Genomic DNA, 21,801 nt, shown 5'->3' with positions numbered 1-21,801 from the left:
CATCACCCAGCAGGCCCAGTCACCGCTCGCGGGACGCTGGAGGATGACCGCGCAGGGGCAGCGGCGGATCCAGCAGCCGCAGGGCGTGCGCCGCCTGCTGCGGGACGACGCCGTTGCCGAGCGCGGTCAGCTGGGCGGGCCGGGACAGCCCCGGCGTCGCGGTGACCCAACCCGCCGGAAGCCCCATGATCCACTCGACGAACTCGGGTGCGAGACGCCCGCGTTCGTCGGTGGGAGCGGGAGCGGGCCGGGTGGCCTGCTCCCAGCGCGCCACGGCTTCGGCGTACGGACCCCACTGACTCACCCCGGCTGCTCCTCCGGTGCCGGTTCCTGGCCCTGCGGGTTCCACAGCGGCAGGACCACCTGGGACAGGGGCGGCCGGAAGCCCTCCCCGGCCCGTCGGCCCGGCGTCCCACTGTCGCTGGCACGCGGTGTCGGCAGCAACCGCGCCGTGGCCGATGCCAACGTGAGGTCCCCCTTGCTGCCGCGCTGGTTGGGGCCCGCGTGCGTCCCGTCGCTGGCCCGTGGCGTCGGCAGCAGGTGCTCCACCTCGTCCTGCAGGTTCGGGCCGTGGCCGCCCGAACGGCGCTTGTCCGGGTGCTGCGAGCCGCCGTTCGAACCGAGGTTGCTGGTCGGGGTCTTGAGCAGCGTCACGACATGGCCCAGGTCCTCGCGCCCCGGGTCCGGACCCTTCGCGTCGCGCGCCTTCGGGGTGGGAAGCCCAGGCGGCGAGGAAGATCCGCTCGCGGCGGTGGGGCGCGCCGACGTCGGACGCTCGTACGCACGTCCAGCATGCATCGAACCCGAGGTCGGCCAGGTCACCGAGTACGGCACCCAGTGCCCGCAAAGCAGGCTCGCCTCCAGCGTCTCCCACACACCACGGGCACGGTTCCAGATCGCCGTCGGCCGGGTGGACGGCCGCGTCGGCGGAGAGGATTCCTCGGACGTTCTCGATCACCACCAACTGGGGTTGAAGGACGGATATGGCGTCGGCGATGGTGTGCCACAAGCCGGAGCGGGCTCCGGCCAGACCCGCGCGCTTACCGGCGACGGAGAGGTCTTTGACACGGGAAGCCCGCGACCAGGACGTCCACGGGCTCGACCGCGGCCCAGTCCACCTGGGTGAGGTCGCCCAGGTTCGGGACGCCCGGCCAGTGGCGTTCGAGGATCCGGGCGGCGTCGGGGTTGATCTCCGCGTGCCAAGCAAGCTGCCCGCCGAACACGTTGAGGGCGGCCAGGTCCAGGCCTCCGTAGCCGGAGCACATGCTGCCGATCCGCAGCCCGTCCGGCTGCTGGCAGGAAGTCATCGGCGCCTGCGCTGCTGCGGCACACCAGATCCCAGGGACGTGTTCCGGACCTGCGGTGTCGGCGAAGTGCCGCCGACGGTGGTGGCGTCGGCCAGTTGGCGAAGGACGGCGACGGCCTGGTGAACAGCGACGTACGCGTCATCGAGGCTGTCGGCCAGGCGCGCCTGCACCACGTGGTCGTGGCCGCGGTGGGCGTGGGCGAGTGCCGCCTGGTGGGTGGCGGCGTCGCTGAGCGCCGCGATGCAGTGACCGATACGGCCGAGGGCGGTGGCGAAGGCGGCGTACGCCTCCACCTGCACCGGGTCGGCGGGAACGGCGTGGTAGCGGGTGTGAGCGGCCAGCGCCGCGGCGACGGCGATGGGGGAGGAGGACTGGTACGCCAGCTCCAGCCGCCCTACGTGGTTCTCCCCGGGACGGGGGAGTTGGCGCAGGACGACGGCCAGGCGCCGCGCGGTGTCCTCGGCGACTCGAACGGCCTCCCGGCCGATCGGCGCACCCGAAATGGCGGACGGGGGTTGGGCGGCGGCTTCCTCGACGGCTTCGGCGCCGTCACGAACCAAATTGGCGGCGGTCTCCTGCAGGTGCTGGCGGACCGGAGCGGTGCGGCGGGCGACCTCCTCAGCGTGCCGATCGTCGTCGCGAACCAGGCGACGCATCGCGTCGAGGCCCTCCAGCGCTGCCTGAAGGCGCAGGTGACCGGTGGTCAGCGCGCGCTGCGTACCCGGGGCGGTGCCGACCGGGTCCATGGCCCGGAAGTGCGTCTGCTGGGCGAGCCGCCTGGCCAGCGCCTCGACGGTGTCACGCAGACGTCGGAACTGCTCCGCACTGACAGGCGCCTGAGCGCCATCGGCTGCCGCGGGGAGGGTCTCGTCGAGCAGCTGGTGGATCACGGCTGCCACGAGGCGAGGCGTGAGGTTTCCTGGGATCTTGATCACCGTCGCGCCCCCGTACGGGAGCTGGCCGCCGTGGTCTGCTTGGCACGCATGCCGGACTGGACCGGCGCCGCCCTGGCCCGCTCGACCGGCTCGGGCGCGGAGGCGGCGTGGTCGGTGCGGCGGCCGTGGATCTCGCAGTACAGGACGCTGTGAGCGACGAACAGTTCGGTGCGTGCCTGGTGGACCTGCGTGGCCAGACGCGACTGGACCTGGTCGGCACTCTCCCCCTGGGCAGTGGGTTCGCGCCGGGCCCAAGCGAGGTGTTCGAGTCCGAAGCCGAGGTGGGCGGCGGCCTGGCCGAGGCATCCCGCCGCGCGGCCGAGAACGGCCAGGACCTGCACCGTGTCGCGGTCTTGTGGGAGTTGGGTGAGCAGCGCTGTGTGCTCCCCGCACAGCTTGAACAGGTCGGCGACCTGCTCGGTGTGCCACAGGTAGTCGGCGACGTCCGGGACCGGGTCGAGGCGGAGCGCGAGCAGGGCGCGGCGGGCGGCTTCGACCTGCACGTGCACCGAGGTCAGCAGGCGGACGGAGCGGTCGGGTGATGTCAAGGGCGACTCCAACACTTCGGAACGGGTGGATGCATGTGGGGCGGTGTGGTCAACGTGCCGTGCGCTTGGGGCTGTTCGGCCGCGCGGGCCCGGCGGGTGTGCGTGCTGGCTGCCGTGACCTCGGCCCCGGGATGGTAGGGGAGGCGTGCAGGGTGTGTTGGGCGGTGCGCAGTTGGGTGGCGGCGTCGGCGAGGTGGCGGGCAGCGGTGCGCAGGGCTTCGGCGGTGATGAGGCGCAGTCGCATGGCTGCCGGGGCTTCGATGACGGCCGCCGATTGCTGCGGGGTGGGGAAGATGGGGGCGAGCTTGCGCAGCCCCCAGGCCAGAGAGGTGCCGGCGTGGCCGAGGTGCAGACATGCCGTGGAGCGCTTGGCGGCGACGACGGTGGTCTCGTGCCGCCGGTGGGCGGCGACGGCGGTGACCAGCTCGGTGATGTGCTGCATCGCCATTGCGTATGCGGTCAGGCTGCCCGGGTCCGGCCACCGCGTACTGGGGTCGGCGGTGCGGTGCGACATGGCCGTCAGGTCGCGGTTGCAGTCGTCGGCCCAGTCGGCGAGCACGCCAAGAACGTGGGCCTCTTCTTCCTCGGTGTCCGTCAGGGTTCCTCCTGGTGGGGTGGTGTCAGGGGCGGCGGCGGAACGGCAGCACCGCGGCGGAGCGCTCCGAGACGGCAGCCGTAGCGGACTGGTAGTGGACGGAGGTGGGCGGCAGAGCGGGGGAGCGCCGGACGGCGGCGCTCGATTGCTGCCGGTCCGGGGCGGTTGGTCGGTCGTGCTGGATGGTCAGGAGCGTGGCGCAGTCCTGAAGGCAGTCGCGGGCGAGGGCCGTATGCACGCCGACGGGCGTGTCGTCCTCGGACCGCTCGCGGGCGGGAGTGGCGAAGGTGGCGGCGACGCGGCTGAGGTGGGCTCCGGCCGTGGTGAGTAGTTCGGTGACGTGCGCACCGGTGGCGATGGCCGTAAGGAGCTGGGGGAGCGCGGGGGTGGAGGGGATGCGCCTGGTGAGTTCGATGACGGCATCGCCAGCGCGCCCGGCGAGGTCGAGAACGACGGCCAGGTCCGCGGTCACGGTGGGCAGATCAAGGACAGGGCGCAGCCGCAAGCTGGGCAGGTCGGCGGCGTCGGCCACGCGACTGCCCAGTGCGAGCAAGACTGGATCGGTTGCGGGCAGGTTCGACTCCCGGGCATCGGTGGGGCTGGCGGTCAGCGGCGGCCCGTGCGCCGCGCCGCCCCGTGGCCTCGGACGTTGCTGGCCGGAGGCTTGGGCGGGACGCGGGTGTGGGGCAGGGCGGTGATCTGGGCTTGGTGGGCGACGCCGGTGAGGCTGGTGCGGAGGGCGGGGCGGGGGTCGAGCGTCGCGGCTGCGAGAGCAGACAGCAACCTCACCGGGGTGGCGCGGGTCGCGGTGGCGAACCACGAGCCGTGGGCGCCAGGCGCGGTGACCAGCCAGGTCTCGTCCAGGTGGGCCATCTCCCGTTCCTCGTCGACGCGGTGGCGCCGGTGGGCGTCGGCGAGGAAGCGGTAGTCGGTGTAGAGGGTGCCGAGCAGGCCGCGGTGCAAGGTCCAGCCCGCCTCGCCGAATGCCGCGAACGGATCCTCGCTCGGCGGCTCGGGTGTGTCCTGGGGGCGGGCAAGTGCGGTGGTGAAGCCGGTGAGGATCTCGGTCGGGGTGTCCCAGGTGAATGTGGCCGTCCACACCGGACCGCCCGCCCTGGTCGGGGCGAAGTCGTAGACGGTCCAGGCGGGGAAGATCCGGTCCTCGGGCCGATACCGCATCAGGGTGTTCAGGTCCGGGGACAGCAGCGTCAGCCCGTCCAGGGCGATGTCACTGACCGGTGTCCAGCCCGCCTCCAGCAGGGGCGCGAGGGCCTGCTCGGGCTGGTCGCCGTGTCCGGCCAGATAGCGGGGCGCCACGAGGTAGCGGCGCCCGTGCTCCGGGGGTTCGGCTGGGGGTGTGTTCGCGGGGGTGACGGTCAAGCGTGAGGTCCCTTCGACGGTGCGGAGTTCAGCGACGCGGCCGGCGCCGCGCCGGGGCCGTCCCGGACCTCGCGCTGGTCGCGGCGGGGTGGACGGTGACGACGGCCGCGGTCGACGGGAAGTCGTCCAGGTGCCACCTGGCGGCATCGGCCGGGGTGTCGAATCGTGCCTCGCGGACGCGGTAGTCGAGTGGGGAGTCGGCGGGCTCGGGGATCTCGGCGTGCGGGAGGTAGGGCGCCAAGACTCCGGGCTGGCGGTCACGGTAGAGGACGTAGACGGGGCCGTTCTCGTGCGTGTAGTGGTCGATCACCTCGTAGCGGCCACTGAGGTCGCCTGCGATGCGCTGCTCGGCGGCGAGGCTGGCCCGGTCGGTGACGCGCCGTCGCCTGGTCACCTCGGTGAGGGCGGTCGGGTCCACGCCCTGCCCTGCGAGCCACCGCTTGGCGAGTGCCGGCGTCGGCACCCGCTCGGCGCGCAGCCGGAAAGTCCCTGCGCTCGGGTTCCGGTGCAGGTGGGCGGCCACCAGGTCGGCGACGCCGGGACCGCCGTAGATCGCGCTGGTGTCGTAGAGGATCGCTGCCGTCAGTGTGACGGGGACCTCGACGGTGGTGCTGTCGAAGAGGACCGGCTGCTCGGGCCCAGGTGCCGGCTGCCGGATCGTCTGCTCGCGGTGGGCGAGGACAGCGAGGCAGTCCGAGATCCAGGTGAGCCGGTCGAAGGCGTCGGCGGACTCCTGGTCGGCGGGTTCGAGCCGGTCCAACTGGTGGAAGGGAAAGGTGCGTTCGGGGCGGGGCACGGGTAGGTGGGTCTCCCAGCGGGGTGTCGGGACGGGTGCGGGCGGGCAGCGGTCAGCGGCGGGCGCGGAAGGACCGCACGGTCTCGGTCGGGGGTGCGGTGGCCTGCTGCCAGCGCTGGCGGGCCTGTTGGACCGGGGCGAGCAGTGCGAGCGCGCGGGGGACGAGCCGGTTCGGCGGCAGCGTCACCGTGAGGTCGCGGACCTGCCGCGCGGCCCCGGCGGCGGTCCGTGCCAGGGCGCGGCGGGCGACGATCTCGCCGCCGAACAGCGGGTCACCGGGCCCGGGCGCGAGACGCAGGATCCGCTCCGCGGTGACCACCTGGTCGGCGAGCAGTCCGCGCCTTCGGGCCTCCCACAGCAGCGTCACCGGGTCGATCGCGTCGCCGCGTCGGTGCAGGCCGACCAGAACAGCGAACACGGCACCGAGTGCGGTGTCCGCGAAGTCGGCGGGACGCAGCCACACCGCCATCTCGCCGATCACCTGCGGTGTTTGCAGCAGCGAGGCGACCAGCAGCTCCTCTTCTGCGAGCACGTCCTGCCCCAACTGGTCCGCCACGCCGTCGGCGGGCGAGGGGAGGGGATCGGCGGCTGCGGGACCGCAGGGCTGGCTGGTGCCGGGAGTGCCGGTGAGGCGGGCGAGCTGGTCCAGGACGTCGGTGAGGATGTCCAGGTGGGTGAGCAGGGTCCGGGTCTCACCGCCGGAGTGGAGCGCCGCGCGGGCGCTTTCGAGCATGCGGGTGGCGTGCTCCGCGACGGTGCGCTGCAGGGCGGCCTCGACCACCATCCGCCCGTACACTGCGGCGTGGTCGCTTCGGGGGCAGGCGGCGGCCAGGGTGTGCGGGTAGGAAGGGGTGATTCCCCGCGCCGCCCGTTGCGCCTCGGCGGTGGCGTCGGTCAGCCATGCCAGCGCGTCTTGCTTGCTGGGCTGGTGGCCGAGTGCCGGGTGGCCGGCCCGGTACTGGTCCACCAGCGCCTGGTAGAGCGCCCGGTGGGCGTCGCGGTAGAAGTGGCGGGCGGCCAGCCACTGGTGCACCTGGCCGGTCTGGTGCGGGTCGAGCAGCAGCGCGCCGAGCAGCGCCTGCTCGGCCAGCACCACCGGATCCGGCCCCTCCACCACCTGCTGAGCCGGGGCGTTCTGGCGGGCGCCGGTCATCGCGCCGACCGCCGCGACTTCGAGTTCTGCTTCGCAGCGATGGCGCGGTCGGCCGCGGCCAGCGCTGCGGTGAGCGCGTCCAACTCCCGTGCGGTGCCGGGGTCGGTGACCGGCAGATGGCCGGTTCGGCCGAGGAGCACCCACTGGTCGCCGAGGCGCCGCACCGGCAGTTGGCCCGTCTCGACCCGGCCGGTGTCATCCGGAGTGGGGGTCAACGGCGCCTCCCCGACCGCGTGATGGGCGGCGTGGCGGTGATGACGAGGCGGGGAGCGCGCCGGGCAGGGAGGGGGGTCAGGCCGGGGCGGGCGAGCCGGGCGCCGGCGTCGCGGGCTTGGTCCGCGAGCAGGTGATGGTCGGCGTCGAAACGCTGGTGGAGGACGCGGGCGGCCGAGTCGAGGGTGCGGTTTGTGGCGTGCCACAGCGCGGTCTCACCCGAGTGGTCGGGTCGCACGTGGAGGGCGAGATGCTCGCCGGTCTCGGTGCGGGCGACGATCGCGGTCCCGGGTAGCCCGCCGTCCCATCCGGGCGGGGTGGGCGCGGTGGCCAGCACGGTCAACGGGGCCCGGCGGCTGAGCAGGTCCGCGACGTGATGGTCGCTGAAGGGGGCCTGCGGTCCCTGGGCGAGGAGCCACTCCCAGCCAAGCGTGTGGGGTGTGTGCAGGCCGCAATGCGTGTGCTCGCTCGGGATGGCGACGGCGCGGGCGAGGCGGGCGAAATCCTCGGCGTCGGCATGGAGACGGTCCAGCAGCGGGACGGCGTCCTGGGCACGCCTGAGGCGGGCCCGCTCGCGGACCTCCGGGGTGCGCGGGTGGTCGGGCAGGAGCGCAGTGTCGACAGCCTCGAAGCGGTGCCGCAATGCCCGACCTGCCATCAGAAGGTCACGCATGTCGTGCAGGGCCGGGAACGCCATCCAGAGCCGCGGATCGCGCATGGCCGCCTCGGGACCGAGCAGTCGGATGCGGTCGAGCACCGGGGCGAGATGGTCGAGGACGTACTCCAGGTACGGCCACGCCGCGGCGTAGCCCTCGCCCCCCGCGCGCTGGGTGGGGCCATCGGTCTCGTGGGCCCGTCGGGAGCGGGCCGCGGCCTGCGTGACGGCGTCGAGCAGCAGGTCCAGCCGCCGCACGTAGACGGCCAGTTCGGCGTGCGGCAGGAGCCTGCGGGCGATCCGGGAGGCGGCGCGCGCGGGGTCGCGGTCTTCGACGTGGATCGCCGGCGGGAGTGCCGGGCGGGCGGCGACGCGGCCGAGAGCAGGCTGGGAGAAGACGGGGTGGACGCGCCAGCCGGGTCGGCGCGTCAGCGGCGTCATGGCCAGGTCGACCCCGTGCGGGCCGCGCAGCAGTTCTGCGGTGGGCGTGGTGTGGACGCTCCAGCCGTCCAGCCGGGCCGCGACCTCGAAGGGGAAGCCGGTCCGGCCTGACGCCAGGGCCGGCGGTCGGGGGGTGGGGGTGGGTGTGACCGGGGGACCTCCGTCGCCGTTCGGGGTGGTCATCGGCGCGGGCGCGCAGCGGACTTGGCGACAGGGCGCGCGCCCGGTGCGGCGGCCCTGTCCTGGCCGTTGCGGCGGTTCGGGGCGCAGCCCGGGGTGGGGTCGATGCCGGTGCAGGCGGTGATGTAGGTGCGGACGGCGGCGCGCAGTTGCTCGGGGTGGAACCGGCCGGGCTGGAAGGCCCGGTCCTGGTTGTAGGAGTCGATGGCCTGCGCGCGCCCGCTGTGGGCCAGGGACTTCTCTGCGCCGGTGAAGGTGTCGTGTTCGGTGAAGCCGAACCAGTTGGCATCCAACGGCCCGTGGTCGAGGGAGACGATACGGACGCGGACGCCGTGGTAGTGCTCCGCGACGATCGACTGGGACAGCTCGGCGATCACCGTGACCTTCGCATCGGGAAGGTGCAGGGTCTGCTGGCGGCCGGTGACGGAGCCTTGGCCGAGCGGGTCGAGACGGGACAGGACCAGAGCGTGGTCGACACGCATCGAAACGGACCTCCAAGGTGAGAAGGACGGGGAGAACGACGGATTGCCGTGCGGGCCCAGGTTCAGCGGGAACGATGCGCCGGGCGTTGGCCGGCAGGCGCCTTGACGGGGGCCCAGTGGTCGAGGCCGGGCAGCATGGGGGAGGCGGCCGGGCACCAGGCGTCCAGTCCGGGAAGCATTGGCGAGGCGGCTGATGTGGCTGCGGCTGCCGCTCGGCGCCGCTGGACCGGGACGGGCGCGGCCGGTTGGGCGGTGGTGGCGGCCAGTGCCCGGCTGTGCGGTCCGTACAGGTCGGCCAGGTAGTCGGCGACCGCGGCCTCCCACTGGCGGCCGACCAGCGGGCCGAGGACGGCGGCGCCGACGGGCGGGGTGACCAGGTCGCCCAGCTGCTGGTAGGCGCTGGACCGGGACCCGGTCCAGGGGTAGGTGGCGGGCATCCCGACCAGCAGGGCGCCCTGCGGCACGGGGAAGCGATGCGTGGGGTCGTCCGCCGGGTACCAGCCGCGCATCTTCGAGGTGATGGCGATGGCGGGCCTGTCAGCGGGCCACTCGTTGCCGCCGCTGGTCTTCCTGTTGCCGCGGGTGTTGACCCGGATACCCGCGGGCCAGCCCAGCGCGCGGGCCGCGGTCATCGGCTCTACAGGCGAACTCGGCACCATCGCTGCGAGGTCGATCTTCATGTGCCGCCCGCCGGTCAGGAAGGTGCGCTTGCGCCGCGAGGCGAGGCCGAAGTCGACGGCGTCCAGCGTCTGCCAGCGCACGTCGCACCAGTCCGCGCAAAGCAGTTCTTCTGCCAGCGCCTGTAGGACCTCTTCGGGCAGGGCGCTGGACTGCTCCATCGCCAGCCAGTCCAGCTGGTCGTAGCGCGCGGTGAGCGCGAGGGACCAGATCAGCGTCTCGGCGATCAATCCGATCCGCTCGTCCGTCATCTGCGCGATGGGCGAGCGGGCCTCGTCCAGGGTCAGAAGCGAGCCGGTGAAGCCGGCGAACCCGTCCCAGGCCGGGGCGGAGCAGACCCCGCAGGTGTCGGGGTCGTCGCAGGGTCCGGCGTCGTGCCAGTGCCCGAACGTCGCCTCGAACGCGAGGGTGAAGACGTCCATGAGCAGTTCGATGTTGCGCGCCTGGTGACCTTGCCTCTTCCCGGCCGGTGTCCACACCTGGCAGGGCGCGGACACGATCAGGCCCTGCACCCATGCCAGGGCTGGGTGTGTGGGGTCGAGGGTGCGGACGTCGGCGACGATCCGGCGGCGACCGGCCGCGACCGCGGTGGCTGCCGCGTCGAAGCCGATCTCGACGCCCACCACGTCGAACTGACCGTCCAGCAGGGACAGGGACTGTTCCCAGCCTCCGGCCCCGGCGAAGAGGTTGACGATCCGGGGCGGGTCGCCCTTGCGTGGCGGGAACAGCCACTCGACCGGCCACGGGTGGGCCAGGGCGGTCAGCTCGTCGAGGTTCCACGGGCCCATCTGCCGCTGCCCGTCGGCGGGCCAGTTGAGGTCGCCCGCCGTGGACAGGCGAGGCACCAGCTCCTCCGGGGGCCAGAACCTGTGCGGATCGCGCCAGGTCACCTGTGCCCCCGGCGCCCCTGCGGCGACGCGACGGCCGGCCGGGCCGGGGCGGCGGCGTGAGGCTGAACGACCTGCTGGGAGGTGAGGTGGGTAAGGAGGCGTTCGTCGAGCCAGTCCGGATCCCGGGGCAGCGGCGTCGGGTCGGTGAGCGCCTGGGTGAAGGCGAGGGCGACCGCGGTGGGCGTGGTCGTGGTGAACAGGGCCTGCCAGTACGGGATTCCGGCGTCGCGGGGCCCGGCCTCGATGGCGAGTGCGGGGTGGCCCATCAGGTCCAGAGGGTCCGCGGTGGGCCGCAGCGCGGCGCGGGCCAGGCGGTCCGGGGACTCCGCCTCAGCGATCCCGGCTCCGGCACCATGCTGCATCCACCACCCGGCGTCGAGGAGGACGGCCAGGATCGCGTGCTGGTCGAGCGGGTCGTCGGCGAGGGCGGGATGGGCCTCGCCGGTCCAGTCGATCTGGTGTCCGTGGTAGCGCAGTTGCTCGGTGACGGCGCAGATCAGCTCGGGCGGGGTGTCCCTGGAGAAGCCGGCCTGCCACTGCGGTGCCGCGAGGGGTTCGCGGGCGGCGGCCAGGCGCCACCAGGCTCCTGGGTCGAGCTGTCCGAGCCCGAGTCGGAAGCGGTGGTCGGGGGTGGCGAGGAAGGTCTGGTCGGGGTGGGCGACGTCGTGGCGCAGCCAGCCGTCCTCGGTGAGGGCTTCCAGGACCGGTGTTGGGCCCTCGGTGCCGGCCAGGTGGCGCGGTGAGATGTGGATGAGGGTGTCGGCTTCGCGGGTGATCTGCGGTGTCTCCTTCGTCGACCGTGCTTCTGGAGGATCGGCGGCCGTGACGGCGGGGATCTCATCGGGACGGTTCGCCAGCGCGGGTGAGGTCCGGGGCGGAGTGCCGCCTGGTCAGTGCGGACCCCGGCGCTGGGGTGCAGGCGCTGCGGCGGGCGCAGGGCGGGCGGCATCACCGCAGGGCGTGTGCGGGCCGGGCTGTTCGATGCCAGGGGAGAGGGACTGGGCGGCCTGCGTGCGGGCGTCCTCGAGATCAGGCGGCGGCGTGTCGAATGCCTGGTCTGCCAGGTCGGTGACGATGTCGTCGAGCCATCCGCCGAGCTGGTCGAGGGCGTCCGCCTGGGCGTCCAGCGCGGCGACGACGTGCTCGGCCTGGGGGATGTGCCGGGCGCGCTCGGCGGCCTCCAGGAGGAACTGGTGCAGGCGGGCCAGGGCACCGACATCGGCGTAGCCGACGTGGTGCACGAGGGCGGCGAGTTCCCCCGCGTCGCGGCAGTCGGCCAGGGCATCGGTCCACGCGGTGACGGACGCGCCCGGCACCGGAAGTTCACCGCGGCGCGCTCGGCGACCTCGGACACGCTCGTGCCCCAGGCGCAGCACGTCGTCGCGCGGCGGTCCGTCGTTGCCATACGAGTGGGTCCGCCCGGCTGCGGGGCCGGTGCTGTCGTACGGCTGGAAGTCCGGGTTGCTGATGGTGTCGGCTCCTTGAAGGTCGAGGCAGAGGTGGGGTGTTGGGTCAGGCGGCGTCGCCGCGGCAGGCCCAGGGCGAGCAACCCGTCTTTTCCTGGTTCTCTTCGTCGGCGAGGTGGAGGACGTCCGGCTGCTGCCCACACCGCTCGGCCCGCGAGGGACGGTCGATGGGGGCCTGGTCGAGAGGGACGCGGGAGCGGTGCAGGTAGGCGCTGCCGAGCAGCGGCGAGCCGGTCGCGTTCGCGCGGGCGCTGCCGGCGCGGATCGCGGCGTCGAACGCGACGACGTCCGCCCACTCCGCAGGGCTTTCGTCGCGGATCTGGCGCCACTGCCGGTCGGAATGGAACGGACACCCCAGGCAGGAGGACTTCGGGGTGTTCTCGAAGCCGTTCTCCGCGAGGATCCGCAAACAGTCCTCGCGGGTGAGGTCGAGGTCCAGGAGCGGGAAGCGGTTGCGCATGTAGCGCACGTCTGCGTCCTTGGCGCGGTGGAATTCGTCCCGGCTGATGCCGATCCACTGCTCGACGAACACCCCGGCCGGGATCCGCGCCGGATACGGGTAGCCGAGCAGCTCCCTGACCTTCGCCTTCAGTGGTTTGATCTTGTATTCGCCGGTGCATTGACGGCGCGTCATGCCGTTGCCGCCGTCGGGGTTCTTGATGAACAGCGGCATGCTCGCGAACCGGTGGCCGGGGTCGAGGGCGTCGTTGCGGATGTTCCCGGAGGACACCTTGAAGACCTTGATCCTCGCCGGTGCGGCGACTTCCCGCTCCAGCCGGTCCAGGTGGGTGTACACGGCTTGGGGTTCCCACCCGGTGTCGCTGAACAGGGCATAGTCGATCTTGGGAAGGTGGCCTTGGGCCGCGAGGATCAGCAGGAGCGAACTTTGGACACCTGCGCCGAGCGACAGGCACCGGAACGCGGGCTCGGCGTTCGTCGTGGTGGTCACGGCGCCTGCCACAGGGTCCGGGCGGTGTGCTCGGTGCCGAGCTCGGCGCGCGCCCGGGTGGGGCTGTTCCATCCGGGCCGGGGACGGCGGTGGGCCAGGACGTGCCATCCGGCTCCGCGCAGGCTCGCCCCGGACTCCCCGGCCTGGGTGTAGGTGACCAAACGCCGGTAGCCGAGGGCTTTGGCCGCGCGCCACGCTGCCGCGTAGAGCAGGGAGTTGGCGTTGCGGACGCCGTCGGCGCAGGTGCGGGTGACCTCCAAGGTGGTGCCGTCGTCGAGGTGCCGGGCGACGGGGCGGCCGACGATCGCGACCGCGCGCAGCTGGCCGGTGTGGTCGGCGGCGCCGACGGCGAAGACCTGACCTTGCGGGGGAGCGTGGTGGCGGTGGTGCTCGGTGACGAACGCCTTGGCGGTTCGGGAGCGGACCGGGACCAGGTGCAGACTCACGCCTCACCCCCGGTGACCTTGGCCAGTGCCCGGGTGGTGATCGCGGCGGTCGCCTCCGAGGAGGCCTTGGCCAGTGGTGCGGCGTCCGGTTCGCGGTACCAGGGGCGCAGGTCGAGCAGGGCGGCGCGGATCCCGGTGGCCAGCAGCAGGGCCTTGCCCTTGGGCAGGGCGCGGATCTGGTCGGGGGCCAGGATCCGCTCCTGGCGCATGGAGGTGGAGGTGGAGCGGGAGCCGTCGCTGACGGAGACGGAGACGGTCTCCACATCGTGTTCGCCCACCAGGCGGGAGAGGCGGTCGGCGAAGTCGGCGTCGTCGATGCCGGATCCGATGACCTTGACGGTCGCGGCGGACCACAGGGCGTCCATGCCGGACTCGCCCCACACGCGCACGCCCTGCCTGTAGGACTGCAGGATCGTGATCGGGATGACGCCGCGCGACCCCAAGTGGGAGTACAGGTCGGGGAGGTCGGAGATCTTGCAGACGTTGGCGGCCTCGTCCAGGATCGCCAGCAGCGGCGGATCCAGGCGTCCTCCGGCGAGTTCGGCTGCGCGGACGGCTGCGCGCATGACGGCGTCGGCGGCTGCGGCGATCAGCGCGGACGCGGAGCCGCCGCCGTCCTTGGACAGCAGGTACAGGGTGTCCTTGGCGTGGACGAACTGCTCGGGGCGGAACTGCGGCAGGTCGTTCTGGGGGGTGACCCAGGCGGCGATGTCGGGGTCGAGCAGGCAGGCCGCGTACTGGCGGGCGGTCTCGTAGATGCCGTCACGGGTCTCGACGGCGCCTGCGACGGTTCCTTGCAACTGGGAGGCCACGGCGGGGAATCCGGCGTCGCGCAGCAGGTCGATCGGGGTGCGGTCCGAGGGTGAGGCGAGCCAGGCGAGGACGTCGGTGATCGGCCGGTTGTTCCGTGCGGCGGCCAGGAACAGGGCGGTGAGGGTGTTGGCGGCGGCGGTGGACCAGAAGTCGCCCTGGTTGTTCTCGTCCACGGACGCGGCGACGAAGTGCCCGGCGAGGCGGCGGGCGCCGCCCAGGTCGCGGGCGTCCGCGAGCACGTCCCACCACATTTCGCGCTTCGCGTGGGCGATCTGCTGCGGGTCGAGCGTCCAGACGCGGCCGAGGCGGGCGCGGGCGTCGAGGGTGGCGGTGTAGGCGTCGCCGCCTGCTTTGTTGGAGGTGAGCAGGACCGCGCCGGGGGCACGCAGGATCGCCGGGATCGCCAACCCCGAGGTCTTGCCGGAGCGCGGGGCCATGATCGCGAGGAGGACGTCCTCCCAGGAGGCGCGCACGTCCTGGCCGGTGGGGAGGGTGCCGACCAGCAACCCGGTGTCGTCGGGGTCGAGTTGGGCGGGCTTGACCAGGGCGAGGCTTGGCCGCAGGCCCTTCGCTTTGGCGGCGGTGTCCTTCGCCAGCAGCGTGGACAGTTCGCTCGCGCCCGCGAGTCCCTTGCCGGCGCGGCGGGAGCGGTGGCGCAGCCACAGCGTAAGGACCAGGGCGGCCAGGGCGCCGAGAAGGACTGCGGGGGTGATGCGGGTGGCGGCCAGCAGCCAACTGGTGGGCAGGTGCGGCCACAGCTGCTCGGGGTGCAGGACGGCGGTGATCGGGGCGAACGCGGCGGCGGGGCCGGTGTGGGTGAGCCAGGTGGCGGCGTTGCCGAGCGCCCAGGCGAGCGTCCCGAAGGCGGCCATTAGGGCGGTGGCGCCGAGGAGGAGGGCGAGGGCCAGGTCGGTGCCCGGCGACGCAGAAGAAGAGGAGGCGGGGGCGGAGGTGGTGTTGGGCAAGGGCGGTCCACGGGTCCGGGGCCCCGGCGGCGCGTGGGCGCGCGCCGGGGCAGCGGCGGATGGGGGCGGGAGTGGACGGGTTCTTCTGCAGGTCATGGCGGCGGGATCCCTTCGCGGGAGCGGTAGTTGGGGAGCGGGGTGGGGTTAGGCGCGGCCGAGGTCGTAGACGGCGATGACGTTGTCGGAGGTGGTCCAGGTCGAGCCCTTGGCGTAGCCATTGACCAGGCGGACGGTGTTGGAGTAGCCGGGGCCGTCCCAGATGACTTCGAGCTTGTGGCGGGTGGAGCAGCGGTTGTGCCAGAAGACGGTGGTGGTGAGCCAGCCCGGGTTCCAGTCGGCGGCGAAGCAGCCGGAGACGGTCGAGTTGGCGGCGGCGCTGGCGGGCACGACGCCGAGGGCGGTCGCGGCGGTGAGGGTGGCGGCGATGACGGCGGCGCGGGTGCGGGAGATACGCAAGGGCGGTTCCTCTTTCAGCGGTGGGGATGGGGGCGGTGGGGCGGGCGGTAGTCGGGGTTGAGGAGGGCGGCGAGGTAGTCGAAGGCGGGGTGGTGGCCGGGGAGTGTGGCTGCCGGGCGAAGGCGCAGGTGGAGCAGGTGCGCTGCGGGCAGCTCCGTGCGGTCGCGCAGGACCGGGCGTGGGTCGGCGAGGGCGCGGGCGAGGTAGTGCAGGTAGCGGACCGGCGTGTCGGCGGACAGGTCCGCGAGCCAGGTGTCGGTGACATCGACCCCGGCGCCGACCGTGGTCGGCGTGCCGGCGGGTCCTGCGGCCAGGTAGGCGGTGGTGTCGGGCGAGGTGAGCCGGGTCCGGCCGTGCTGCTCGTGCGGCTGCCATCCGGCGGCGAGCAGCGGGCGCCACGTCGTGGTGGTCGAGGCGGTCTCCTCGCCTCCGCACACCTGGCGGCCTTGGTGGAGGTCGACGGCGAGGACCTGGACCAGGGCGGCGACGATCTCGCCGGGGGTCGTGTCCGCGAACCTCGCCTCCCACGCCGCGGGAGCACCGGGCTTGGGGCGGACGGTGATGCGCCAGCAGTCGGTGACGCGTCCGCCCTGGAAGGCGGCCTCCACGCGGCGGCACGGGCTGTGCGCGATCACCCACGCCCGCTTCGGGCGCAGGTCCTCAAGCTCCCAGCCGTGGACGTGCAGTGCGGCGGACAGCACCGGTACCTGGCCGGGCCCGGCCAAGTAGATGGGGGCGGCGGCGACAGGGTCGGACGGGGAGGAGGGGCTGCTCAACAGCGGTGTCCTTCCAAGGAGAAGAAGGGAGGCGGCGAGGTTGGTCACCGGTGGCGGGCGGGGCGGCGGGCTGCTGTGTGCAGGGCGGCTTGTGCGGTGGCCGCGATAGCGGGGTTGCGGTGTGGCGGCCACTCGCTGGTGATGTCGCGGTGCCGGTCCATCAGCGCCAGGTCCGCGCGCAGCCGGGACACTTCCTGCGCGATGTCCCGAAGCTGGTCGGCGAGCTGGGTCAGGCGCTGGGTCGCGGGCATGTGGTCGACGGGGTGCTCGGCTCCCGACCACCACCATTCGGCCGCGTGGAGGGCGTCGGCGACGACGGTGAGGATCCCGTTGGCTGGCGCGGACAGCTCCAGGAGCGTGCGGGCCACCTCGTCGCTGTGCGCGTCGCCGCCCAGGTGCGCGAAGCGCTCGCGCAGGGCCCGCCCGAGCAACGGCAGGCTCAACTCGGGTTCGGCCTGCGGGTCTTCCAGTTGCCGGGCCAGGCGCACGGGGTGACCGATCGCCCGCAGTGTCGCCGCGGCGGTCGCCGCCTTGCGCCGCTGGTCTGCGTGCGGCAGGTGGGTGGGTAGGACCATCACGGTGGTGCGCCGGTCGGTGACCGGGACGAAGCCGATCACCTGCAGGAGCTCGGCGGACAGGGTGTGCGACCCCTTCCACTGCTGCGGGCTGCGCGCGGTGACCGGACCGCCCGCCCGAGGGCTGATCTCGATCGGCTGCTCGACGCTCTCGCGCTCCTCCGGCCCCGGGGCCGGGTGGCCGGCGGTCAACGCTGCCGCCCGGAGCGGCCCCGGACCTGCTCGGCGGCGGGTGCGGGCGGGGGCAGGTGCCGCGCGATGCGCGGGACCTGAAGCCGGGCGAGAACCGCGAACAGGGCGGGGACCTCCTCGGGCGCCACGAACGCGGCCGCCTGCCGCGCCATCAGCTCGACCAGGCGCTCCCGGGCGTCCGGGCCGAGGGCCCCGGCGGTTCCCGACTCGGCGGCGGCGCGGTCCAGGGCCTCCTCGAAGGTGGCCCGCAGCGCCGGCAGCAGGCCCCGCACCGGTTCCGCGGCGCGCTCCACCGGGGCGGGCTCCAGCAGGCGGGGTGAGGTGTCGAGTTCGAGGGAGACCTCGTGTCCGGCCGCGTCCAGCAGCGAGGCCGCAGCGCGGACGGTGCGCAGTTGTGCCGCGCGAGACAGGTGGTCGGGCAGGATCTGGCGCAGGCTGCCGTCGGGGTGGGGGACGAACCCGGCGTGGCGCAGCAGGGCGTGTGCCTGCGGATCGCCTCCTTCTGCGGTGATCCGCCCGTCGGCGGTGTCGGCGATCCTCATCACGAACAACAAGGGGCTCCCAGAATCGGGTCGGACGGTGAGGCACCGTTGCAAGGGCGGCGGCATGCCGTTCGGGGCGGTGTCAGCGGGCCGGGCGGCGTGCGGCGGGGTGGCGGGTGAGCGCGGCGAACGCGACGTAGGGTCCGCCCTGGTACCGGCCGACCACGTAGGGGACGGTGGGCGCGTCGGCGGGCTCGGGGGCGGCGGCGCTCGCCGGCAGGCGCCGGGTGTAGGCGGCGGCTGCGCGGCGCAGCAGCTTGACCTGCTGCGGCTGCGCGAGGGAGTCGATCTTCCGCACGTAGACCATCAGCTGACCGGTGAACAGCGATTGCGGCACCCGGGCGAGGGTCCGGGCGAGATACCCGACCGCCTCGGCCTCCACGAGCGGCGCGTACCGGTCGGGCAGATCGGCGTGGCTGCAGGCGAACTCGGCACCGCTCTGCAAGACGGCGGACAGGGTCAGGCCCTCGTCCTCGATGACGTCGGCCATCGCGTCCAGCATCAGGACGGTCGCCGCGCGCAGCTTCTCCCGGAGCTCCCGGTCCTCCAGCCATCCCCGCGGCGAGTCCCGCTCCTCGGTGTCGGTCATCAGGGCGCACCGGCGGTGGCGAAGTCGCGGATGCGGGAGCCGAGTTCTGTCACCTGGGCGGTGAACTGCGGTGCGGGACAGGTGAGGTGGACCAGAGTGTGCAGCTCGGTCGCGAGGAAGCCGTGCCGGCGCTTCCACGCAGTGTTGCCGCGGCCGATGTCCACCGTCTGGACGCCGTTGGCGTCCGCCCAGCTGAGGGCCTCGGCGATCAACCAGGTGTAGGTGCGCAGGTCACGCTGGAGCGCGCGGTCGACCCCCGCTGCCCACAGGTGCACGCGGTCCTTGTGGACAAACCCGAGGAACCCGCCTGCGAGTTGACCCTCGTGCAGGGCCGCCAGCAGCACCGCGCCGGGCACGGCGGCGAGGTGCGCGAACATGTCCACCGTATAGAGCGCGGTGCCGTGCCGCTCGGCGCTCGCCCCGGCCAGGGCCGCGAAGCGCTCCATGTAGGGGTCCATCTCGTGGCCGTGGAGCACCTGGAGGGTGAGACCTGCGTCGGTGCCGCGCCGGTGCTGGCGCAGCAGATCGCGCATCACCCGCCGCTTTCCCGCCCGATGCGCGAAGCCCTCGATGCCGCCCTGCGCCCTGGTGCTGAACGCCAGGTCGGTAAAGACGACCGCGTCCGCGGGCCTCGCCCACTGGAACCGTGCGGCGAGGACCGGGGTGAGGTTCGGCACGAGGAGCGCCGCGGCCCCGAGCTCGCGGGCCAGACCGAGTCCGGCGTCCACGGTGGCGGCGAGCGACGCGTCGGTTGAGGTGGCCGCGCCGCCGTACTCGGCGTACAGGCTCCCGGCGAACAGCATCGGCCCCGGCCAGGCGACGCTCATGCCGGCGTCGTGCTCCATGCGGGCCCAGAACGGCGACGCCGCGGTGAGCTGGAACGGGGCGTACTGCCGCACGCCCTGATGCTCGACGACCAGGTGGTGTTGGGACAGGACCTGCTCCGGGCAAGCCTTCTCCCAGGCGCGCGCCCAGCCCGGGGTGTGGAACGGCTGCTCGGGCTCCGCCACCGGGGGGAGAGCTTCGGTGTCCTCGTGCCAGATCAGGTGAGGGCTGGTCATCGCACGCACCCCTCCACCGGGCCCGCGGCGCGGGTGGCGACGCGCAGGGCCAGGGTGTGCTGCAGGCGGGCGGCGTCGAAGGAGGCGGTCTCCAGCGTGGCGGACGCGAAGGTGATGTGTCCGGCCAGCGACATGGTGCCGAAACCCGTCGGCACCGGCTCTCCCGTGCGCAGGTGGAGGTCGACCTCCACCACCCCGGGCAGGCCGCGCAGCTGCTCCGGGTCGGCGACGTGGGTGACCACCCCTGCGGGCGGGCACAGCCACAGGTGGGACAGCACCCCCGCGTCGGGCTCCATGGGGATGTCGGGTCGCTCGCCGACGGCGAACTGCGCGAGGACGCTCGGGACGTCGACGCCGTGCTGGTGCGCGTACAGGGCGGTGATGCCTCCGCCGCCGGGCCGGTGACCTGCCTCCCCGAACACCCAGCCGCGCTCGGTGAGCATCACCTCGCAGTGCACGACGCCGGTGTCCGACCCCAGCACGCGGCACGCCTGAGCGGCCAGCTTGATCACCTCGACGGCGTCAGGGTGGGACGCCGGAACGAGGGAGACGTGGTGGTCGCCGCCGAGGGTGGCCAGCAGCGGCGCGCTGTAGCGGCCGGGGAACGCGGCGACCACCTCGCCCTCGTGCAGGTAGAGGTCGCAGAACCACTCCTGCTCGGGCGCGAGGAACTCCTCCACGAGGAAGCCGCCCTTGGCCTGGTGCAGCGGCACCAGGAACTCACCCGCGCCGAACCGGCCCGTCGGGTCGTCGACCGTCTTGTTGAAGAACCCGCTTGTCAGGAGCTCGTCCAGGTCCGTGCGGCTGTTCACGACGGTGGTGCTGACGGTGCCCGCGGCGCGGGCGGGCTTGACCACGACCGGCCACCCGAACTCCTCGGCCACGGCGGCGACCTGGCGGCCGTGGCGGACCACGCGGTGCCGCGCCACCGGCACGCCCGCGGCCTCCAGCGCGGTCTTGGCGACGTGCTTGTCGGTGTGGGCGAGCGCCGCCTGCACTCCGAGCCCTGGCAGGTTGAGGTGTTCGCGCAGGCGGGCGCAGGTGACGACGGCCTGTTCGTCGATGGTGGCGACCCGGTCGAAGACCCCGCCTGGGATGGTCGCCAGGACCTGGTCGACGCTGGCCGGGTCGTGCCACCGGTCGATGCCCAGCACCGTGGTGGCGCGCGGGGTGTCGGCGCGGCGGGCGTCGACCTGCCGGGTGGGGACGAGCAGCGACACCTGGTGTCCGGAGTCCAGCAGCGCGGTTTCCAGGACAGGGTTGCCGGTGCTGGCGACGAGGACGTGCATGAAGGGGGAGACCTTTCAAGAGCGGTCAAGGAGAGGGAAGTTGGCCCGGCGCTGGGTCAGCGGCTGCGGCGGGTGCCCGTGCGTGCCCAGGCAGGAGGCGCCGAGGGGGCGGCGGCGCGGGTCAGCTGCGGTGAGAAGGTGAGCAGCTGCAGGACGGCGCGGACGCGGGTCGCTGTGTGGTCGAGGTCCGGTCGGCTGCCGTCGGGGCGGATCAAGGTGGCCAGGACCACCAGGCGGTGCGGGTCGCGGGTGCGGATCGCCACCCACGGACACCCGGTGGACGGGTCGGTCCTGGTGAGCAGACCCGCTGCCGCGAGGACCCGCAGGGCCACCCGCGCCCACTGCTCGTCGGTAAGCGCTGCCTCGCCTGGACTTTGCTGGACGGTGCACGACCACACCAGCCGGTCCGACGGCGCCGGTCGGCGGGCACTGTCCAGCAAGGGCTGGGCGAGCGCCCCGGCGAGGTCAGCGGCCCGCCCAGCACCGCAGTGGGCGGGCAGGACGTCCGGGGAGCCTGCCACCGCTCGCGGCTGCGGGTCGTCGCCGGGAGCAAGGGCGTGGGCGACGGCCTCGGCGGGATCCCACAGGCGTGTGATCGAACCGATCAACGGGCCGCGTCGGCGGGCTGCGGGGCGGGGAGCGCCGCGAGGGCGATGGAGGCGTCGCCGATCAGGACGGCAAGGTCCTGCACGGCGGTGACCGCGTCCATGCACCGGTCCCAGGCGGGGCGGTTGCGGCGCGTGGAGACGGCCGCGGCGCACATCAGGTCGAGGAGATCCTGCAGCGGGCCGCTGTCGAGGTCGGCGACCCGATCCAGGATCTCGCTCGCCTCGGCGTGCGAGGACGCGGTGAGCCGTTCGGCGAGCGAGACGGTGCGGGGTGCGGCGTGACGGGGCATCAGAGGCACCTTCTAGAAGGGGTTCTCGGTGCCGCGGTCGGCATCGGTGGCGGCGTCGAGGAGCTCGGACAGGTCGGCGGGCTCGGCCTCGCGTTGGTCGATCCACCAGCCGGCGCGGGTGACGGTCCTCACCTGGTCCTCGACGGCGGCCCACGCCTCCTCGTCGATGCCCTGTTCCTCGACCAGTACGGTGTAGGCGGCCGTGACGAGCTTGTGGCGAATCGTTTCGCCCCAGGCCAGGGCCCGCTCCGGGCCGTCCAGGGGTGGCATCTGGAACTGCTCGGCCCACTCGGCCGCCTGAGCGCGCTCCTCGGCGCGGCGCGCGACGAGCCAGGCCGCGGTCTGCTCGGCGTCGCGCCGGTGCTCGGTCTGCCAGCAGTCGCGGCACGGGCGCTGGGCCAGCCAGCGGGCGTGCCCGGCACGCCGGTCGGCCGGACGGTCGGACAGGTCGACCTCCTGTACGTGGCCGCAGGAGTGCTCGACGGGCCAGATGAGCTTGACTGCCATCAGGTGGCTCCCTTCCTCAAGGTT

General features: G+C 73.4%; 29 protein-coding genes and 1 pseudogene. All 30 read right to left on the bottom strand.

Going from position 1 to position 21,801, the window contains the following annotated elements:
• Positions 1-19 precede the first annotated feature (19 nt).
• Positions 20-304, bottom strand: a complete 285-nt coding sequence (locus tag I2501_RS39745; RefSeq protein ID WP_236047389.1) for a hypothetical protein — start codon at positions 302-304, stop codon at positions 20-22.
• Positions 301-798, bottom strand: coding sequence for a hypothetical protein (locus I2501_RS39740; RefSeq protein ID WP_236047303.1), 498 nt, complete (start codon positions 796-798; stop codon positions 301-303). Before I2501_RS39740 ends, I2501_RS39745 begins: the two co-directional genes overlap by 4 nt.
• A pseudogene (locus I2501_RS40360) lies at positions 785-1,009 on the bottom strand (DNA cytosine methyltransferase); the annotation flags it as partial. The pseudogene I2501_RS40360 and the gene I2501_RS39740, both read right to left, overlap by 14 nt.
• A 31-nt stretch (positions 1,010-1,040) precedes the next feature.
• Positions 1,041-1,307, bottom strand: a complete 267-nt coding sequence (locus I2501_RS40355) for a DNA cytosine methyltransferase (protein WP_268926995.1) — start codon at positions 1,305-1,307, stop codon at positions 1,041-1,043.
• On the bottom strand, positions 1,304-2,206 hold the full coding sequence (locus I2501_RS27630) for a hypothetical protein (protein WP_196196970.1): 903 nt from the start codon (positions 2,204-2,206) through the stop codon (positions 1,304-1,306). The genes I2501_RS40355 and I2501_RS27630 overlap by 4 nt, the downstream gene beginning before the upstream one ends.
• 32 nt (positions 2,207-2,238) lie before the next feature.
• Positions 2,239-2,790 carry a hypothetical protein gene (locus I2501_RS27625; RefSeq protein WP_196196969.1) on the bottom strand — a complete coding sequence of 184 codons (552 nt, stop codon included), beginning with the start codon at positions 2,788-2,790 and terminating at the stop codon, positions 2,239-2,241.
• A gap of 49 nt (positions 2,791-2,839) precedes the next feature.
• Positions 2,840-3,349, bottom strand: coding sequence for a hypothetical protein (locus tag I2501_RS27620; RefSeq protein ID WP_196196968.1), 510 nt, complete (start codon positions 3,347-3,349; stop codon positions 2,840-2,842).
• Positions 3,350-3,410: 61 nt separating this feature from the next.
• Positions 3,411-3,938, bottom strand: a complete 528-nt coding sequence (locus I2501_RS27615; RefSeq protein ID WP_196196967.1) for a hypothetical protein — start codon at positions 3,936-3,938, stop codon at positions 3,411-3,413.
• 53 nt (positions 3,939-3,991) lie between these two features.
• Positions 3,992-4,765: a DUF317 domain-containing protein gene (locus I2501_RS27610; RefSeq protein WP_196196966.1), complete on the bottom strand. Its 774-nt coding sequence runs from the start codon at positions 4,763-4,765 to the stop codon at positions 3,992-3,994.
• Between the two features lie 28 nt (positions 4,766-4,793).
• Positions 4,794-5,561, bottom strand: a complete 768-nt coding sequence (locus I2501_RS27605) for a hypothetical protein (RefSeq protein WP_196196965.1) — start codon at positions 5,559-5,561, stop codon at positions 4,794-4,796.
• Between the two features lie 52 nt (positions 5,562-5,613).
• Positions 5,614-6,714: a DnaB-like helicase N-terminal domain-containing protein gene (locus I2501_RS27600; RefSeq protein ID WP_196196964.1), complete on the bottom strand. Its 1,101-nt coding sequence runs from the start codon at positions 6,712-6,714 to the stop codon at positions 5,614-5,616.
• Positions 6,711-6,929, bottom strand: coding sequence for a hypothetical protein (locus I2501_RS27595; protein WP_196196963.1), 219 nt, complete (start codon positions 6,927-6,929; stop codon positions 6,711-6,713). The genes I2501_RS27600 and I2501_RS27595 overlap by 4 nt, the downstream gene beginning before the upstream one ends.
• Positions 6,926-8,206, bottom strand: coding sequence for a hypothetical protein (locus tag I2501_RS27590; protein ID WP_196196962.1), 1,281 nt, complete (start codon positions 8,204-8,206; stop codon positions 6,926-6,928). The genes I2501_RS27595 and I2501_RS27590 overlap by 4 nt, the downstream gene beginning before the upstream one ends.
• A complete protein-coding gene (locus tag I2501_RS27585) occupies positions 8,203-8,685 on the bottom strand; it encodes a hypothetical protein (protein WP_196196961.1) in 483 nt (160 codons plus the stop codon). Before I2501_RS27585 ends, I2501_RS27590 begins: the two co-directional genes overlap by 4 nt.
• A 62-nt stretch (positions 8,686-8,747) precedes the next feature.
• Complete coding sequence (locus I2501_RS27580) at positions 8,748-10,208, bottom strand: DNA cytosine methyltransferase (protein WP_196196960.1); 1,461 nt, start codon at positions 10,206-10,208, stop codon at positions 8,748-8,750.
• A 41-nt stretch (positions 10,209-10,249) separates the two neighbouring features.
• Positions 10,250-10,615: a DUF317 domain-containing protein gene (locus I2501_RS27575; protein WP_196196959.1), complete on the bottom strand. Its 366-nt coding sequence runs from the start codon at positions 10,613-10,615 to the stop codon at positions 10,250-10,252.
• A 528-nt stretch (positions 10,616-11,143) separates the two neighbouring features.
• Positions 11,144-11,569, bottom strand: a complete 426-nt coding sequence (locus I2501_RS27565) for a hypothetical protein (RefSeq protein ID WP_196196958.1) — start codon at positions 11,567-11,569, stop codon at positions 11,144-11,146.
• 196 nt (positions 11,570-11,765) lie between these two features.
• Positions 11,766-12,596, bottom strand: coding sequence for an adenine nucleotide alpha hydrolase family protein (locus I2501_RS27560; RefSeq protein WP_196197081.1), 831 nt, complete (start codon positions 12,594-12,596; stop codon positions 11,766-11,768).
• A gap of 68 nt (positions 12,597-12,664) precedes the next feature.
• Positions 12,665-13,114: an XF1762 family protein gene (locus I2501_RS27555; RefSeq protein ID WP_196196957.1), complete on the bottom strand. Its 450-nt coding sequence runs from the start codon at positions 13,112-13,114 to the stop codon at positions 12,665-12,667.
• Positions 13,111-14,799 carry a type IV secretory system conjugative DNA transfer family protein gene (locus tag I2501_RS27550; RefSeq protein WP_196197080.1) on the bottom strand — a complete coding sequence of 563 codons (1,689 nt, stop codon included), beginning with the start codon at positions 14,797-14,799 and terminating at the stop codon, positions 13,111-13,113. Before I2501_RS27550 ends, I2501_RS27555 begins: the two co-directional genes overlap by 4 nt.
• 237 nt (positions 14,800-15,036) lie before the next feature.
• Positions 15,037-15,348: a hypothetical protein gene (locus tag I2501_RS27545; protein WP_196196956.1), complete on the bottom strand. Its 312-nt coding sequence runs from the start codon at positions 15,346-15,348 to the stop codon at positions 15,037-15,039.
• Between the two features lie 14 nt (positions 15,349-15,362).
• A complete protein-coding gene (locus I2501_RS27540) occupies positions 15,363-16,124 on the bottom strand; it encodes a DUF317 domain-containing protein (RefSeq protein ID WP_196196955.1) in 762 nt (253 codons plus the stop codon).
• Positions 16,125-16,168: 44 nt separating this feature from the next.
• Complete coding sequence (locus I2501_RS27535; protein WP_196196954.1) at positions 16,169-16,891, bottom strand: hypothetical protein; 723 nt, start codon at positions 16,889-16,891, stop codon at positions 16,169-16,171.
• Positions 16,888-17,433: a hypothetical protein gene (locus I2501_RS27530; protein ID WP_196196953.1), complete on the bottom strand. Its 546-nt coding sequence runs from the start codon at positions 17,431-17,433 to the stop codon at positions 16,888-16,890. Before I2501_RS27530 ends, I2501_RS27535 begins: the two co-directional genes overlap by 4 nt.
• An 82-nt stretch (positions 17,434-17,515) precedes the next feature.
• Positions 17,516-18,022, bottom strand: a complete 507-nt coding sequence (locus I2501_RS27525) for a hypothetical protein (protein WP_196196952.1) — start codon at positions 18,020-18,022, stop codon at positions 17,516-17,518.
• Positions 18,022-19,083 carry a GNAT family N-acetyltransferase gene (locus I2501_RS27520; protein WP_196196951.1) on the bottom strand — a complete coding sequence of 354 codons (1,062 nt, stop codon included), beginning with the start codon at positions 19,081-19,083 and terminating at the stop codon, positions 18,022-18,024. The genes I2501_RS27525 and I2501_RS27520 overlap by 1 nt, the downstream gene beginning before the upstream one ends.
• Entirely contained in the window at positions 19,080-20,372 is a 1,293-nt protein-coding gene (locus I2501_RS27515; protein ID WP_196196950.1) for an ATP-binding protein, read from the bottom strand. The genes I2501_RS27520 and I2501_RS27515 overlap by 4 nt, the downstream gene beginning before the upstream one ends.
• A 56-nt stretch (positions 20,373-20,428) precedes the next feature.
• Positions 20,429-20,893 (bottom strand): hypothetical protein, encoded by a 465-nt coding sequence (locus I2501_RS27510; protein WP_196196949.1) that lies wholly within the window; start codon positions 20,891-20,893, stop codon positions 20,429-20,431.
• An 83-nt stretch (positions 20,894-20,976) separates the two neighbouring features.
• Complete coding sequence (locus I2501_RS27505) at positions 20,977-21,270, bottom strand: hypothetical protein (RefSeq protein WP_196196948.1); 294 nt, start codon at positions 21,268-21,270, stop codon at positions 20,977-20,979.
• A 12-nt stretch (positions 21,271-21,282) separates the two neighbouring features.
• Positions 21,283-21,777: a hypothetical protein gene (locus I2501_RS27500; protein WP_196196947.1), complete on the bottom strand. Its 495-nt coding sequence runs from the start codon at positions 21,775-21,777 to the stop codon at positions 21,283-21,285.
• Positions 21,778-21,801 lie beyond the last annotated feature (24 nt).

Origin of the sequence: Streptacidiphilus fuscans (assembly GCF_015690355.1) — a bacterium.
GTDB classification, from domain to species: Bacteria; Actinomycetota; Actinomycetes; order Streptomycetales; family Streptomycetaceae; genus Streptacidiphilus; species Streptacidiphilus fuscans.
Note: the sequence above shows the minus strand (reverse complement) of the source record. Positions and strands in the feature narration are given on the sequence as shown.

Bases quoted from the DNA above. Each gene is read 5' to 3' on its own strand.
- I2501_RS40355 (WP_268926995.1), bottom strand. From the start codon at position 1,307: ATGACTTCCTGCCAGCAGCCGGACGGGCTGCGGATCGGCAGCATGTGC.
- I2501_RS27505 (WP_196196948.1), bottom strand. From the start codon at position 21,270: ATGCCCCGTCACGCCGCACCCCGCACCGTCTCGCTCGCCGAACGGCTC.
- I2501_RS27590 (WP_196196962.1), bottom strand. From the start codon at position 8,206: ATGACCACCCCGAACGGCGACGGAGGTCCCCCGGTCACACCCACCCCC.
- I2501_RS27515 (WP_196196950.1), bottom strand. From the start codon at position 20,372: ATGCACGTCCTCGTCGCCAGCACCGGCAACCCTGTCCTGGAAACCGCG.
- I2501_RS27575 (WP_196196959.1), bottom strand. From the start codon at position 10,615: ATGCAGCATGGTGCCGGAGCCGGGATCGCTGAGGCGGAGTCCCCGGAC.
- I2501_RS27600 (WP_196196964.1), bottom strand. From the start codon at position 6,714: ATGACCGGCGCCCGCCAGAACGCCCCGGCTCAGCAGGTGGTGGAGGGG.
- I2501_RS27530 (WP_196196953.1), bottom strand. From the start codon at position 17,433: ATGAGGATCGCCGACACCGCCGACGGGCGGATCACCGCAGAAGGAGGC.
- I2501_RS27550 (WP_196197080.1), bottom strand. From the start codon at position 14,799: ATGGCCGCCTTCGGGACGCTCGCCTGGGCGCTCGGCAACGCCGCCACC.
- I2501_RS27585 (WP_196196961.1), bottom strand. From the start codon at position 8,685: ATGCGTGTCGACCACGCTCTGGTCCTGTCCCGTCTCGACCCGCTCGGC.
- I2501_RS27520 (WP_196196951.1), bottom strand. From the start codon at position 19,083: ATGACCAGCCCTCACCTGATCTGGCACGAGGACACCGAAGCTCTCCCC.
- I2501_RS27525 (WP_196196952.1), bottom strand. From the start codon at position 18,022: ATGACCGACACCGAGGAGCGGGACTCGCCGCGGGGATGGCTGGAGGAC.
- I2501_RS39740 (WP_236047303.1), bottom strand. From the start codon at position 798: ATGCATGCTGGACGTGCGTACGAGCGTCCGACGTCGGCGCGCCCCACC.
- I2501_RS27500 (WP_196196947.1), bottom strand. From the start codon at position 21,777: ATGGCAGTCAAGCTCATCTGGCCCGTCGAGCACTCCTGCGGCCACGTA.